At 37.5% G+C, this 14,727-nt stretch carries 14 protein-coding genes; 11 read left to right on the top strand and 3 right to left on the bottom strand.

The window, feature by feature from the left end:
* The first annotated feature begins 5 nt into the window (after positions 1-5).
* The 9 genes from HMJ38_RS04340 (at position 6) to HMJ38_RS04300 (ending at position 9,897) form a co-directional block, all read left to right on the top strand.
* The gene (locus HMJ38_RS04340; RefSeq protein ID WP_262892870.1) at positions 6-731 is read left to right on the top strand and encodes a substrate-binding domain-containing protein; all 726 of its coding nucleotides are present in this window, start codon (positions 6-8) and stop codon (positions 729-731) included.
* A gap of 177 nt (positions 732-908) precedes the next feature.
* Positions 909-3,341 carry a glycosyltransferase family protein gene (locus HMJ38_RS04335; protein ID WP_194973142.1) on the top strand — a complete coding sequence of 811 codons (2,433 nt, stop codon included), beginning with the start codon at positions 909-911 and terminating at the stop codon, positions 3,339-3,341.
* Between the two features lie 3 nt (positions 3,342-3,344).
* On the top strand, positions 3,345-4,391 hold the full coding sequence (locus HMJ38_RS04330) for a glycosyltransferase family 4 protein (RefSeq protein WP_194973141.1): 1,047 nt from the start codon (positions 3,345-3,347) through the stop codon (positions 4,389-4,391).
* 15 nt (positions 4,392-4,406) lie between these two features.
* Positions 4,407-5,249 carry an FkbM family methyltransferase gene (locus tag HMJ38_RS04325; protein WP_194973140.1) on the top strand — a complete coding sequence of 281 codons (843 nt, stop codon included), beginning with the start codon at positions 4,407-4,409 and terminating at the stop codon, positions 5,247-5,249.
* A 26-nt stretch (positions 5,250-5,275) separates the two neighbouring features.
* Positions 5,276-6,754, top strand: coding sequence for an oligosaccharide flippase family protein (locus HMJ38_RS04320; RefSeq protein WP_194973139.1), 1,479 nt, complete (start codon positions 5,276-5,278; stop codon positions 6,752-6,754).
* Between the two features lie 552 nt (positions 6,755-7,306).
* Positions 7,307-8,230 (top strand): universal stress protein, encoded by a 924-nt coding sequence (locus tag HMJ38_RS04315; protein WP_194973138.1) that lies wholly within the window; start codon positions 7,307-7,309, stop codon positions 8,228-8,230.
* A gap of 240 nt (positions 8,231-8,470) precedes the next feature.
* On the top strand, positions 8,471-9,019 hold the full coding sequence (locus HMJ38_RS04310) for an RNA polymerase sigma factor (protein WP_194973137.1): 549 nt from the start codon (positions 8,471-8,473) through the stop codon (positions 9,017-9,019).
* A gap of 36 nt (positions 9,020-9,055) precedes the next feature.
* Positions 9,056-9,433: a hypothetical protein gene (locus HMJ38_RS04305; protein ID WP_194973136.1), complete on the top strand. Its 378-nt coding sequence runs from the start codon at positions 9,056-9,058 to the stop codon at positions 9,431-9,433.
* 11 nt (positions 9,434-9,444) lie between these two features.
* On the top strand, positions 9,445-9,897 hold the full coding sequence (locus HMJ38_RS04300) for a Spy/CpxP family protein refolding chaperone (RefSeq protein ID WP_194973135.1): 453 nt from the start codon (positions 9,445-9,447) through the stop codon (positions 9,895-9,897).
* 37 nt (positions 9,898-9,934) lie between these two features.
* Here HMJ38_RS04300 and mscL read toward each other — a convergent pair whose 3' ends face one another.
* A complete protein-coding gene (gene mscL / locus HMJ38_RS04295) occupies positions 9,935-10,348 on the bottom strand; it encodes a large-conductance mechanosensitive channel protein MscL (RefSeq protein WP_194973134.1) in 414 nt (137 codons plus the stop codon).
* 233 nt (positions 10,349-10,581) lie between these two features.
* Here mscL and HMJ38_RS04290 point away from each other — a divergent pair, with 233 nt between their 5' ends.
* Entirely contained in the window at positions 10,582-10,965 is a 384-nt protein-coding gene (locus HMJ38_RS04290) for a methylglyoxal synthase (protein ID WP_194973133.1), read from the top strand.
* On the top strand, positions 10,955-11,941 hold the full coding sequence (gene pfkA / locus HMJ38_RS04285; protein WP_194973132.1) for a 6-phosphofructokinase: 987 nt from the start codon (positions 10,955-10,957) through the stop codon (positions 11,939-11,941). The genes HMJ38_RS04290 and pfkA overlap by 11 nt, the downstream gene beginning before the upstream one ends.
* Positions 11,942-12,040: 99 nt before the next feature.
* Here pfkA and HMJ38_RS04280 read toward each other — a convergent pair whose 3' ends face one another.
* Positions 12,041-13,591 carry an alpha-amylase family glycosyl hydrolase gene (locus tag HMJ38_RS04280; protein WP_194973131.1) on the bottom strand — a complete coding sequence of 517 codons (1,551 nt, stop codon included), beginning with the start codon at positions 13,589-13,591 and terminating at the stop codon, positions 12,041-12,043.
* 67 nt (positions 13,592-13,658) lie between these two features.
* Positions 13,659-14,720 (bottom strand): class II fructose-bisphosphate aldolase, encoded by a 1,062-nt coding sequence (gene fbaA / locus HMJ38_RS04275; protein WP_194973130.1) that lies wholly within the window; start codon positions 14,718-14,720, stop codon positions 13,659-13,661.
* Positions 14,721-14,727: the final 7 nt, after the last annotated feature.

The following is a 14,727-nucleotide window of genomic DNA, read 5'->3' as shown; positions in this document are numbered from 1 at the left end:
ACAACTTGATCATTTGCCAATCCAATGAGTCAATGGAACAAGAGAAATTCAATATCAAAACCCTTCAAGATTCAAGGGTTGATGGAATTTTGATTTCATTATCGAGGGAAACAAATTCTTTTGAGCATTTGGATCAATTAAAAGAACATAAGATTCCATTTTTGTATTTTGACAGGGTCCATGAAAATGGTTCAAATTCAAGTGTAGTCATCAATGATGAAGAAAGTTCCTTTGAAGCTACCCAATATTTGATCCATAAAGGATATAAGAAAATTGGTTTTTTGTGTGGTCCCAAAATTCTCAGCATCTGCAAAAACAGGTTATCAGGATATCAAAATGCGCTTCGAAAACATCAAATGAACTATGAATCTGATTGGATTTTGGAATCAGACCTATCAAAACAATCAACAGGAGATTGTATTGACTTCTATTTAAGCTTAAAAAACAGACCTGATGCTATCCTTGCCATTAATGACACGGTAGCCATTGACTGTATTTTACATTTGAAAAAAAAGAAAATCAAAATCCCTGAACAAATTGCTGTTATGGGTTTTTCCAATTCTCCTGCTTCCCAGATCGTAGAACCAAATCTGACTACAGTGGAACAGCCTTCTTTTGAAATGGGGAAATTAGCAGCAAGAAGATTATTGGAGGAAATTAGAAATCCTGAATTTATGGCACACAAGGTTTTTATTTTAAAAACTAAAATTATTGAAAGGGACTCAACATAAAGTCGATTTTATCTCTAAAAAATTCAAAGCATCAAATTTATTAGGCAAAGGGTCAAGGTTAGGGGTTTTTAAATTCTTAATGCAAGTTAAAATTCGAAGTGGTTGGCTTTCAATAAAGATTTTTCTCCCAATAATTCATAATTTGCAGGCTATCTACAAATTGATAAACCACATAGAATGCAATCCAACTTCAAAAAAGATATTCTGCCCCACATCATAGGAGTAGCCATTTTTTACCTGATCGTATTGTTTTATTTCTCTCCCGCAGTTTTTGATGGCAAAATCCTTTTCCAATATGACATACTTCAATGGGAAGGCGCTGCCAAAGAAATCATGGATTACAGAGCTGAAACAGGTGAGGAAGCCCTGTGGACCAACAGGTTATTTGGTGGAATGCCCGCTTATTTGGTCAGTTTTGAAATCCCTGGTGATATTACTAATTACTTAACTAAGATTTTCACTCTTGGACTCCCCCACCCTGTCAATTCTCTGTTTTTTGGAATGGTGTCTATGTACATCCTCTTGCTGAGTTTCAAAGTCAGGCCTGAATTCTCCATTCCGGGAGCGATTGCATTTGCCTTCAATACTTTTCATGTCATCAGTTTGGATGCAGGACACAATGCCAAAATCTGGGCAATATGCCTTATTCCGATGATCTTGGCCGGAATCCATTTAGCATTCACTGGAAAACGAATTTTAGGATTAGCACTTTTCGCTTTCGGACTTATGCTTCAATTGAAGTTTAATCATTTACAGATCACTTATTACACCGTATTGATTGTCGGTATTTATGGGATTTTCCAAATGGTTGATACATTTAAGAAAAAAGGTTTGCCTGATTTGGGAAAAACAATGCTAATCTTGATTCTGGGGGCCTTTTTGGCTGTTGGAGCTAACCTCAGCAGATTTGCTACAGTGTTGGAATATGGAACCTATTCAACAAGAGGAGCTTCAAATTTAACCTCATCCACTAACCTCTCCCAACAAGGCCTTGATAAAGATTATGCATTCAATTGGTCACAAGGAAAATTAGAAACCCTCACACTGCTAGTTCCTTATCTATATGGTGGGGCCAGCGTGGAACCACTTCCCAAGGATTCCAAATCAGAAGAGGCTTTGAGATCTTATGGTGCCCAAGAGGATCAGATCAGGGATTTTCTTCAAAATGGCAGAACCTATTGGGGTGATCAACCTGGAACGGGTGGGCCTATTTATGGAGGAGCTATAATGATTTTCTTTTTTGTACTTGGGTTACTCTTTGCTCCAAGCAAAGAAAAATATACTTTCCTTTCTATTACGCTGCTGTCTATTGTATTGGCATGGGGGAAAAATCTGGAATGGTTCAATTACGCTGTTTTTGATTTCTTACCGGGATATAACAAATTCAGGGCAGTTACCATGGGACTTTCCATGGCTTTATTTGCCATTCCTGTTTTGGGTAGTTTAGGCCTAGAACACTTATTTAGAAATCAAGACCAAAAAGTACTGACCAAGAAATTATTGATCGCATTAGGGGCTAGTGGGGGTTTGGCCTTGCTTTTTGCGGTTTTTGCAGGCATGTTCAGCTTTAGAGGACCGATAGATGTCAATTTCCCAGACTGGCTTGCCGAAGCACTTCAGGAAGACAGAAAATCGATCATGCGTGGGAGTGCTCTGAAAAGTTTGATTTTTATACTGCTTTCAGCTGGATTGATTTGGGCCGCATTAAAGAACAAAATTTCAACACAGGTTACCGGATTGGCTATTGCAGTCATCTTGGTGATTGATCTTTGGATGATCAACAAGCGATACCTAAATGAGGAAGCATTTCAGTTTAGTCCCAAAGAACAGTTCTTTGCCAAAAGTCCTGCCGATGAAAGAATCCTGGCAGATAAGGGATATTTCAGGGTCTTGAATCTGGAGAATCCTTTCAATGATGCCCGTACAAGTTATTATTTCAATAGTATCGGAGGATATCATGGGGCCAAAATGAAAAGGTACCAGGAAATGATAGAAAATGTTATCAGCCCTGAAATGCAGTCATTTATTCAAAAAGCTCAGGAAGGCAATTTTGATTGGGAGGGTTTGAATTCCCTGAACATGTTGAATACCAAATACATCATAGCAGGTAAGGCTGAGAATGCAGTCTTTATGAACCCCCAATCAAATGGTTACGCATGGTTTCCTTCCAATATCCAAAAAGTAATCACTGATGATGAAGAAATCAACATGGTTTCAACAATGGACACAAAATCAACTGCAACGGTAAGTGAAACAGATTTTGACAAGGTTCAATCAGGTTCAGGAAATGTTGTCCTTGAAAAAAATAGCGCCAATGAACTCATTTATGCTATTGATGCCGAAAAAGGTGGATTGTTGGTCTTTTCTGAGATTTATTATCCGATTGGTTGGAAGGCTTTCGTCAATGGAGAGAAAACTGATATCATTAGGACAAATTATCTGTTACGGGGAATTATGGTACCTGATGGTCAATCGAGGGTTGAAATGAGATTCGAACCATCAAGCTACTATGCTACTAAATTATGGGTGATCGTATTTCAATACCTGACAGTTATTCTCCTGGTTGGAAGCGTCGGTCTTACTTTTTACAAGTCTCATAAAACCTCCTGATTAATGCGAAAACCAAAGCTGCTGCTGGTAACTCCTTCTTTTCAGTCCTTTGTTTTACAGGACATTAAAATCCTGACAAAAAAATATGATCTGATTATTGATTCCTATAACTGGAAAAGAAAAGAACTGGCACCGGTATTTATGATCATGCAATTTTTTATCCTGCTCCTAAACATGGGAAATGTTGACCTTGTAATCGTCCATTTTGGTGGCTATTGGTCTTTTTTCCCAACCTTATTGGGTAAGGTATTCCGAAAGCCTGTTTATATAATTCTCCATGGAACCGATTGTGCATCTATTCCTGAATTGAATTATGGAAGTCTGAGAATACCACTTTTAAAATGGTTTTGTAAACAATCTTATGATCAGGCTACAGGCTTGTTTCCCGTCAGCCAATCCCTTGTAAATTCAGGAAATGATTTTTTCTCAAAAGGAAACACCATCAACAATGGATTCCTTTATCATTTCCCGGACCTGATAAAGGAATATACAATCATCCATAACGGATTTGACGTTGAGTTTTGGAAAGGTGATGAAAGCATTCAGAAATCTCCACGATCATTTTTGGCCGTGCTTTCTCCAGAACAATATATGCTGAAAGGTGGTGACCTGATATTGGAATTGGCAAAGAGATTTCCTGATTGTAACTTTAAAATAGCCGGAATGTCCAAACCCGAGACCTTGAACGGTAATTATGAAAACGTGAAATTTCTGGGAAAGTTAAATGCTGAACTGATCAGAAATGAATACCGCGAAGCCAGATATTACTTACAACTATCTGTTTTTGAAGGGTTTGGTTGTGCGCTTTGTGAAGCCATGCTCTGCGGTTGCACACCCATAGGCAGTAAGGTCAACATCATCCCGGAGATCATCGGCGAAACCGGATATATTTTGGACCACAGAGACCTCAATCTTTTGGAAAAAATGATTAGGAAAATACTCGAAATTCCAATTGTAAATGTGTTTAACCAAGGAGCGAGAGACAGAATTATTCAAAAATATTCTCTACAGAGCAGGGAGGATTTGCTCTTTTCAAAATTACCTCATTGATTTTCAATAAAGCCTATGGACAGAATTGCGGCTTCGTTTACCAGAAATTTATATATCATTCCGGGAGGATATTTTTTGGTGCAGTTTATTAAAAATCTTTTTCAGAACAATTACCAAAATCCTACGTGGAGAACTTTTTCTTTTAGAGGAATATCCATGAAGGTGGATATTTCTAAAAGTATGGGTGCTGCGATTTACTGGAGAGGTGCGCATGACTGGGCACCAATTTTTGTCCTTGAAAAAATCCTGAGAAACGGTCATACCATTGTAGATGTGGGAGCCAATCAGGGTGAATACAGCTTATGGGCCATAAAACATGCTGGAAATACAGGAAAAGTCATCGCATTTGAACCAATGGATGGACTCTACGATCAACTGACATTTAACTTCTCCTTAAATCCCAAGTACCAAAAAGCATTTTATCCGGTAAAAATAGGTTTATCCTACGCCGCCGGAAAACTCAACCTATATGGCAAAGAAGGAGACAATGAAGGCGTAAACACCATGTTCCCTACTGAGACCCATACAGTCATGATCCAGGAAATCATTCTTGATACCCTGGATAACCAATTGAGTCTTTTGAACTGTAATCAAGTTGATCTTATCAAAATAGATGTGGAAGGTGCTGAATTACAGGTACTCAAAGGCGCCTTGGATACCTTAAGAAAACACAAACCCTACCTCATGATCGAAATCAATAGAGAGGCTTGTCTTGCAGGGGGCTACGAACCTGAAGAGATTTTTGAGTTGCTAAGGCCAATGGGATACACGTTTGAAAAAATCGGGTTTAGGGGAAAACGCATTCCTGTAGCGCGTGTCCCACAAGAATTCTGCAATATTCTTGCCTCGGCAAAATAAGATTTATCTTTCTATTTTTGTTTTCCATGAAACCCTTAGCCCGCCAAAGCCTCCTGACCACCATTTCTTCCTACATAGGGGTTTTGATAGGTTATTTCAACGTTCTTTGGCTCTTACCCTATGTTTTGCAACCTGATGAAATAGGTCTGTTTCGGACCCTTCAGGATATGGCCCTATTGATTGTTCCTATTGCGCAATTAGGTATTGGAAATGGAATTACCAGGTTTTTTCCTTTGGTCAAAGAAAAAATGTACGCTTTTTTTACCTTAAGCTTGGGATTGACTTTGGTAGGATTTTTAATTGTTTCAGTGCTTTTCCTGATTTTCAAAGACTATGTGATTGCTGCCTTTGCGACCAACTCCCCTGAGGTCATTGATTTTTTAGGCGTAGTATTGTTCATTACATTTTTTTCGGTCATGAACACAATTTTAGAAGCCTTTTGCCGGTCTTTTATGAAAATCGCAGTACCTACTTTTTTCAGGGAGGTTGTCAATAGGTTATTTACGGCCACACTTATTGGTTTATATTTTATGGGGTGGCTAAGTTTTGACCAAATGATTTGGGGATTAGCAGTTCTTTATTTGACTACTGTTATCGGAATGCTCATTTACATGCTCCGGATAAATATTTTCGAGTTAGACTTCGACTTTTCATCATTTCCAAAAGGATTCCGAAGTGAGTTCATCAAATACAGTCTGATAACGCTTTTGGGTACAGCGGGTTCAGTACTTATCATGAAAATCGATAGCCTGATGGTAAGTTCAATGATTGGGTTGGATGCCAATGCGATTTATACAATCGCATTTTCAATTGCAATTGTCATAGAATTACCTAGAAGAGCCATATCCCAAGTTGCCATGCCTGTCGTAGCTGAGCATTTTGCGAAAAATGAGCTTCGAGAAATCAATAAACTCTATAAGGATGTGGCAGTTCATCAGTTTCTATTCTGTCTGCTTTTGTTTTTGGGAATATGGTCCAATATTGACAACCTTTATCACTTTGTCCCAAACAACGTCATTTATGAAACCGGTAAATGGGTAGTATTGTGGATTGGACTTGCCAAAATGGCTGATATTCTGTTTTCCATTAACGGGGAGATTATTGTATTTTCGAAATATTACGTTTTCAATATCACAGCAACATTGATCATGTGTGTTGCAGTCATCGTATTGAATCTTCTCCTTATTCCCATGTATGGTATTGAAGGGGCCGCAGTTGCTTCGTTTTTATCCCTGCTGATATACAACCTGATCAAATATTTTTACCTTAAAATCAGATTGGATTTTGATCCATTTTCATTAGATATATTGAAAATCCTTGTATTGGGATCGATGACCTACATCATTCAATTTTTTCTACTCCAAAATATGGAAGTTGGATTCAATGACATTATTTTAAGATCATTGCTAATTACTGTCACCTACATTACAGGCATGTATTTGCTCGGAATAGCTAAAGAGAGTCAAAAGTCAATAATTGAAAAAATAAAAAGGCCCAGGCCATAGAGTGTTACCAAACCCCTTTATTGACAAGATTTGAGCTGCCTGAAATCCGCAAACTTCCACTGTTATCCTGAATCCTTAGATACGAGGTCCATTTTCGATAGCTATCGGAAAGGGATGAGGCCTGTTTTTGGAAAGGGCTTCACTCGGCATTGTATTTTAATTGTGAAGTTGGAACATGTCAGCGACCTGAGCCTTTGAATTCAAATATACGAATTAAACCATGAAACGTTAAGAACAACTATCACACCCTTAAATTCCGCTTTTGTGATTTAAGATTTTTGTTGGATAATCTACCTTCCCAAACAAATTCACCAAAATTCATTTTGTTCAATACATTTAATCAGTATTTTTATTGGAAAAAAAAATTTAATGGATACTTGGGTTAATTCATTTTTGTAATTTTCAATCATCCCTCAACAAAAATGACCCTTAATTCAAAATAATAATCTGTACCATTAAAGTTTAATTTATATATTCAAAATAATATTTCACCAAAATCAACTATTGATGATTGAAATCGCTTAATTTTGCGGTTCGATAAGGCTTAGAAAAATGTATCAAATAAAAAAACTCATCGTTTGTCTTGATCAGAGTGCATTGGATGCTACCCTTGTTAAATTCGCTTCATTCATTTCCAAGGTCAACCAAACCAAAAAGATTTATTTTACCAATGTCATCAGAAACCTGAATATCCCAAAAGATGTTTTGGAGGAATTCCCTCATTTGATCGATAATATGGTGGAAGAAAGGAAGGCCCAGATGAAGGAAGTAGTGGATATGAATTTTGACAAAGATGAAAATGTTGAATTTTCCTACGTTGTCAAAGAAGGCCAACTTTCCAAAAAAATACTCAAACTTGCACACGAGAAATCTGCTGATATGATTTTAGTGGGCAGAAAAGTGACACTTCCCGGAACAGGGGTCGTCTCTCAAAGATTGGCAAGAAGAGCGAGTTGCTCTTTACTGATTATTCCGGAAAAATCCGAACCTAAGATGGAACGGTTATTGGTCCCCAGTGATTTTTCAGACTATTCGAAAGACGCCATGGAAGAGGCCGTAATGATTGTGGAGAAATACGGTGGAAATACTGAAATAGTTTGCCAAAATGTATTTACAGTGCCTTCAGGATACCATTTTACCGGTAAAAGCTATAAGGAATTTACAGCCATCATGTTGATGCATGCTGAAATAAATTTCAAAAAGTTCATCAGGAAAATTGATACAAAAAACATCAAAATCAATCCGGTATATACGCAAGACGAAGACGATGACCCTGTTGAGGATATTTTGGCAAAAGCCAAAGAAATAGAAGCTGATGCTATAATCATCGGTGCCAAAGGCAGAACTGCTGCGACAGCCCTCTTCATTGGTAGTCTTGCTGAAAGACTGATTCAGCTAAATGATGAGTTCCCATTATTGGTAACTAGACCAAAAGGAAAAAATGCCGGTATATTGGATTATATCCTTGAAATCTGATTTTATTTTGAAATTCTTAAAAACCGCTTAATAAATTTTTAGCGGTTTGATTTTTCCCTGTGTATTCAATTCCCATACGTTTTGTGTGATTAACTCACAGAAACTACCATTGATTTATCAATAGCTGCCCAGAGCAATAATATTTAGGATTGAAAAGGCTGTGTAATAGAAAACCATCAATCCGCACTTATTTTTGAAAACCAATTAAACTTATGTATTATTCTTCTGTCAAAGAAGCGAATGATTTCAATAAGCGATTTAGACCTTTTACAGATGATCCAAAATCCCGGTACCCGGGAGAAAGGATATAGATTTTTAGTTGAAATATATCAAAGAAGAATTTATGGAGTAATCAGAAAAATGGTTTTAATCCATGAGGATGCTGATGACATTACTCAGAACACCTTTGTCAAAGCCTTCAAAAACATCAATAATTTCCGCGGAAATTCTTCTCTGTTCACTTGGCTGTACCGTATCGCTACCAATGAGAGTTTGAATTTTCTCCAAAAGAAAAAAAAGAGATTCTTTTTTTCTTTTGATGACCATGAGGCCGCTATGGAAAACTACCTCGATCATTCTGGCTTGATAACAGGAGATGAAATAGAAAAGAAACTTCAAAAAGCATTATTGAAACTGCCCGATAAACAAAGATTGGTATTCAACTTGAGGTATTTTGAAGATTTGGGATATGAGGAAATCAGTCAGATCACCGGAACTTCGGTAGGCGCTCTAAAAGCAAGTTACCATCATGCCGCAAAAAAAATTGAAAATGAACTTCAAACAGAATAAACTTCAGAACTTTATTGCTGTCTAACCCACATAATCATGAAAAATATACCAAAAACCAATATATTCAATACGCCTGAGGGCTATTTTGAAAAGCTTCCGGAAGAGATTTTGGCAAGAAATCAAAAAAGAAAAACAAGGTCATTTACTTTGGTAAGTAGTATTGCAGCCGCAGCAGTGATTGTTTTGGGTATGTTTCTTTTTGTCCTTAAGTATGATATCAATACCGAGACTTCCCTGGAAGCCAATCTTGATCAGGAGATTGATCTGTACATCAATTCCGGCTATTGGCAGGCCGAAGACATATTATCTTTTGCCGACAATCCAAACTCCATTTTAGACGAAATCATCTCCACGGAATGGGGAACTTATGAAATGGATACCGTTGATCAGTTAGAAGAAGATTGGTTATATTAATCAAATAAATTATGAAAAAAATTGTGCTAATATTTATTGTCCTTGTATGTTCCTATTCATCATTGCTTGCTCAAAGACCAAGTGGTCAACAATATGATAAAGAAAAACTTGAAGCGGCAAGAGTTGCATTTATCACCAATCGACTGGATTTAAAGGCAGATCAAGCTGAGAAGTTTTGGCCTATCTTCAATCAGTATAATGAAGATAGAGGTAAATTGATGAATCAGATTTCTGCTATAAATAGAAATTCTTCGCAGGATATCTCAGATGCCAAAGCAAGAGAAATGATTCAACAAAGACTATCCCTGCAGCAAATGCTGCTAGATAAGGAGAAAAAATTCATGGAGGAAGTAATAAAAACCATCACTCCTGTACAAGCTATGAAGTTAGGAGGGGTCAACCGGGAATTTACACGACAGGTCTACAGAATGCAACAAGGCGGAAAACGGGGAAGAAATGATTAAAGTAAAAAAGCAGCTTTTCAGCTGCTTTTTTTATTTTTTATTTTTTAAGCAAATCTCTGATTTCTTCTAATAGAACTTCAGACTTTGGCGCTGCAGGTGGTGCCGAAGGTGCAGCTTCTTCCTTCTTTTTCATAGAGTTCATTGCTCTGATAGCCATAAAAATCACAAATGCGATAATTAGAAAATCCACTACATTTTGAATGAAATTTCCGTAGCTGATCAAAACAGGGGCCATTTCTTCTCCTGCCTCTGAAAGATAAGTATCCCTTAGAATGATGCTCAAATCTTTGAAATCAACATTTCCTAATAGAATACCTAATGGTGGCATAATAATATCATTGACAAAAGAAGAAACGATTTTGCCGAATGCGCCGCCTATAATGACAGCTACCGCTAAATCAACTACATTGCCTTTCATGGCAAATTCTTTAAACTCTTTAAGTAGGCTCATATTTTTTGATTAAAGTTTGTGAATAATGATTTTGAAAATAGGTAAAAAAAACAAAATATGAACAGTCCGGTCAAAATTAGTTTGTCAATCTAACAATATTCAGACTTTCCTACTGAAAATTGAGTTTTATATTGAGATAATACACCATGTATTAAGTATTATAAAAGGTGTTCTGGACGTGAAGAATGTAAATTTTCATAACTTTAGACCCAGAACCTATTAAATTAAAAAGAATGAAAATCGCATTGATTGCGCATGATGGGAAAAAAGCAGACATGATACATTTCCTCAGTGGCTTCAAAAAGCAACTACACCATGCTGAAATTGATTTGGTGGCTACAGGCACCACTGGATCACACATCGAAAGAGCTGGTTTCAAAGTACAGAAACTCCTCTCGGGCCCATTGGGAGGCGATGCTCAGATAGCTTCGTTGGCAGCTCAAAAAGAATTGTCTATGGTCATATTTTTTAGAGATCCATTGGATAAACATCCCCATGAACCAGATGTACAAATGTTGATGCGGATATGTGATGTCCATAATATACCTTTGGCTACCAATCCAGCAGGTGCTCAATTAATGTTTGAACAGTTAACCTCCCAATTTGATGGAAATTAAGACAATGAAAAGAATTGGTGTCCTCACCTCAGGTGGTGATGCCCCAGGAATGAATGCTGCCATTAGGGCTGCAGTCAGAGCTGGTTTTTTTTATAACCTTGAAATGTATGGCATTTACAGAGGATATGAAGGAATGATTCAAGATGAAATCAAAAAACTTGAATCAAAAAATATTGCACATGTACTTGAAAGAGGTGGTACATTTTTAAAATCTGCCAGAAGTGCTGAATTCAGAACCGCTGAAGGTCGGAATAAAGCCTATGAAAACCTTAAGAAGCATGGCATTGATGGACTGGTTGTGATTGGAGGAGATGGTTCTCTGACAGGTGCTCATCTTTTTTATCAGGAATATGGGATTCCATCAATTGGGATCCCCGGTACTATTGATAATGATCTTGCTGGAACTGACCATACCATAGGCTTCGATACGGCATGTAATACCGCCATTGAGGCCATTGACAAAATCAGGAATACTGCTACCTCCCATGACAGGCTTTTCTTTGTAGAGGTAATGGGAAGAGACGCAGGGTTTATCGCCATTAATGCGGGAATAGGCAGTGCCGCAGCCGCCACCCTTATACCTGAGAAAAAAATGCCCATAGAAAGATTGGTTGAGCGCCTAAAAGCCCGTACTAAGGCGATGAAAACCTCTAATATCGTAATAGTTGCCGAAGGAGGTAAAAGTGGTGGGGCCACTGAAATAGCCCAAAAAATCAAAAAACAACTCCCCTATTATGATATCAAAGTAACCATCTTGGGTCACCTACAAAGAGGTGGTGCACCAAGCTCTTCAGACAGGGTGTTAGCAAGCAAATTGGGAGTGGCCGCCGTAGAAGGACTCATCAATGGCAAATATGACGTCATGGCCGGTATCATCAACAATAAAATCGTATTTACACCAATTGCAAAAGCAATTATCGGAAGTAAGGAAGTCGATGAAGATGATTTTAGGATTGCAAAAATTCTTTCAACCTGATCAAAATTAAATTGGAAATAAAAAATGGAGGTCTCAATACCTCCATTTTTTTTTAAAATTCATACGTTAAAATCGTTTCTTCAATAATTTGAAAAAAGACTAATACTCCAGTACTATAGACCCATAAGCAGGAAGATTAATTTTATTACCCTCTTTTTTAGCGTTTCCATAGGAGAACAATTCAACCGTAAATTCTTCAGGTGCATCAATAGTCTGGGTTTCTTCACTCAAATTATGGACAACAAAAACCTCCTGATTCTCATGAATTCTGAAAAAAGCCATTATGGGTTTTGGTAATTCCCCTTGATACAGTTCTAATTTACCCAAAGCCAATGCCCTGTTACTATTCCTCAACTTGATAATATCCTTATAATGATTAAAATAACTCGTACTCATTGATTTTTGGATCGCTAGTGGGGTCACCTTTTCATCTATAGAGTAAACGGGCTCAATCCAGGATGTACGCCCCTTGTCATTGTTTTTGATGTCCCATAAAAACGGTTCCCGGATGTTCTCATCAGGCTTTTTACCCAACATGCCTATTTCCTCTCCATAATAGAGATAAGGCGCACCCGGCATGGTCATCAAAATATTGATTGCCTGCTTGAATTTTTTAGGATTTTCATCCAGAGAGTTCAAAAGTCTCGGTTGGTCATGATTAGAGGAAAAAGTGGCATCAATAAAGTCTTTGGTAATGTCAAAATAAAAATCCAGCACTTCTTTTTGCTTTTTGGCAAGCAACATACCATCTTCCTTCTGATAGGATTCAATCAAGGTATAATGAAAATCAAAATTGAACAAAGCCGGAAGCCCGGGAAGATAAGGGGCTACAATTTCTTTTTTATCATAAACCTCACCTACTAGATAAACATCAGGTTTAATTTCTTGCATTTTATCTCTGTATTCTTTCCAAAAAGCATGATTATCTAAGGGTCTGTCGTCAGGAAAAATGTGTTTGGCAGCATCAAGCCTGAACCCATCAACGCCAACTTCTTCTAACCAAAACCTTCCAATTTCATAGATTTCCTCACGGACTTTAGGATTGTCAAAATTTAGGTCCGGCATACCCCCGTAGAAAAATCCATAGTAATAATCCTCGCCAAATCCGGGGTCATGCCACTGACGAATATTATCACTGTCAAGGGTGATGGTCTTTTTATTGATAAAATCTGCGATAGTGTCTTTTTGTGCCCAAACGTAGTAATCTCTGTAAGGATTGTCCCTGCTTTTTTGGGATTCCAAAAACCAAGGATGTTGATTGCTAGTATGGTTAATGATCATATCAATGACTATCTTGATATCTTTTTGATGTGCCTCATCAATCAATGTTTTGAAATCCTCCAAAGTCCCATAATCCGGATGAACGGTCTTGTAATCTGTCACATCATATTTATGGTAGCTGGGTGAAGCCATGATGGGCATAAACCAAATGGCATTTGCACCCAATTCTTTTACATGTTCAAGCTTTTTGGTAACTCCACCAATGTCTCCGATTCCATCTCCATCAGAATCAAAAAATGACTGGATAAAGATCTCGTAGGTAATACCTGCATGCGGCCAATGATTTTCGACTTTCTTATTTTTGTTGTCTGTACAAGAAGCTGTTAGTATCAACATTAAAAGAATAATGTGGATTGAATATTGTTTCATAAGGGCTTTTTTTTAAACAGAAAAAGTCACTTTAAAAGTGACTTTTTCATCATGATTGAAGTCGATATCAATTTCTGTTAATGGCGTTAAGCATATCAAATGCCAACTCAAGTCTTTTGATAAAAGACTCCTCACCTTTTCTTAGCCAGACTCTTGGATCATAATATTTCTTGTTTGGACCATCTGCACTGTCAGGATTTCCCAACTGGCTTTGAAGGTATCCTTCATTGGCTTTATAGTAGTTTTTAACTCCTTCCCAAAACGCCCACTGCTGGTCAGTATCGATATTCATCTTAACAGATCCATAGCTATTGGCTTCCCTGATTTCCTCTGTAGTTGACCCTGATCCTCCATGGAATACAAAGAAGAGCGGTTTTCCAGTTGTTCCGTATTTTTGATTGATATAATCTTGGGAATTTTTAAGAATAACTGGCTTCAAAGATACATTACCAGGCTTGTAGACCCCATGTACATTTCCAAATGCGGCTGCTATGGTAAATAAATCACCTACTTCCTTAAGGTGCTCGTAGGCATAAGCGACCTCTGATGGTTGAGTATATAATTTTGAACTATCCACATCAGTATTGTCCACACCGTCTTCCTCTCCTCCTGTTACACCCAATTCGATTTCAATTCCCATTTCAAGTTTCTTGAACTCTTTGAAATATTTCACCGAAATCTCTATGTTTTCCTCTACGGGCTCTTCTGAAAGATCCAACATATGGGAACTGTACAATGGTTTTTTAAAAGCTTCATAATATGCTTTACCTTCTTCAAGCAAGCCATCAATCCAAGGCAATAATTTTTTGGCACAATGATCAGTATGTAAAACAACTGGAACTCCATAAGCTTCAGCCATTCTGTGAACATGTAAAGCACCTGAAATAGATCCTTGAATGGCACCTTTTTGGTTTTCGTTCCCTACTCCTTTTCCGGCAAAAAATTGCCCTCCTCCATTGGAAAACTGAATAATTACCGGTGAATTGACCTTTTTCGCGGCTTCCAATACACCATTGACTGTGCTGGTATTGATAACATTAACTGCTGGCATAGCAAACTCACTTTCTTTGGCATATTCCAAAAGATCTTTGAGCTCCTCACCATACTTTACTCCTGGTTTGAATTTCATAATATTT

The organism is Aquiflexum lacus (genome assembly GCF_015476655.1).
Classification (GTDB): Bacteria; Bacteroidota; Bacteroidia; order Cytophagales; family Cyclobacteriaceae; genus Aquiflexum; species Aquiflexum lacus.
This window is presented reverse-complemented; position numbering and strand designations above follow the sequence as displayed.

Coding starts and splice junctions, on each gene's coding strand:
- HMJ38_RS04310 (WP_194973137.1), top strand. CDS start 8,471: ATGATTTCAATAAGCGATTTAGACCTTTTACAGATGATCCAAAATCCC.
- HMJ38_RS04280 (WP_194973131.1), bottom strand. CDS start 13,591: ATGAAACAATATTCAATCCACATTATTCTTTTAATGTTGATACTAACA.
- HMJ38_RS04300 (WP_194973135.1), top strand. CDS start 9,445: ATGAAAAAAATTGTGCTAATATTTATTGTCCTTGTATGTTCCTATTCA.
- HMJ38_RS04315 (WP_194973138.1), top strand. CDS start 7,307: ATGTATCAAATAAAAAAACTCATCGTTTGTCTTGATCAGAGTGCATTG.
- fbaA (WP_194973130.1), bottom strand. CDS start 14,720: ATGAAATTCAAACCAGGAGTAAAGTATGGTGAGGAGCTCAAAGATCTT.
- pfkA (WP_194973132.1), top strand. CDS start 10,955: ATGGAAATTAAGACAATGAAAAGAATTGGTGTCCTCACCTCAGGTGGT.
- HMJ38_RS04335 (WP_194973142.1), top strand. CDS start 909: ATGCAATCCAACTTCAAAAAAGATATTCTGCCCCACATCATAGGAGTA.
- HMJ38_RS04290 (WP_194973133.1), top strand. CDS start 10,582: ATGAAAATCGCATTGATTGCGCATGATGGGAAAAAAGCAGACATGATA.
- HMJ38_RS04320 (WP_194973139.1), top strand. CDS start 5,276: ATGAAACCCTTAGCCCGCCAAAGCCTCCTGACCACCATTTCTTCCTAC.
- HMJ38_RS04330 (WP_194973141.1), top strand. CDS start 3,345: ATGCGAAAACCAAAGCTGCTGCTGGTAACTCCTTCTTTTCAGTCCTTT.
- HMJ38_RS04305 (WP_194973136.1), top strand. CDS start 9,056: ATGAAAAATATACCAAAAACCAATATATTCAATACGCCTGAGGGCTAT.
- mscL (WP_194973134.1), bottom strand. CDS start 10,348: ATGAGCCTACTTAAAGAGTTTAAAGAATTTGCCATGAAAGGCAATGTA.
- HMJ38_RS04325 (WP_194973140.1), top strand. CDS start 4,407: ATGGACAGAATTGCGGCTTCGTTTACCAGAAATTTATATATCATTCCG.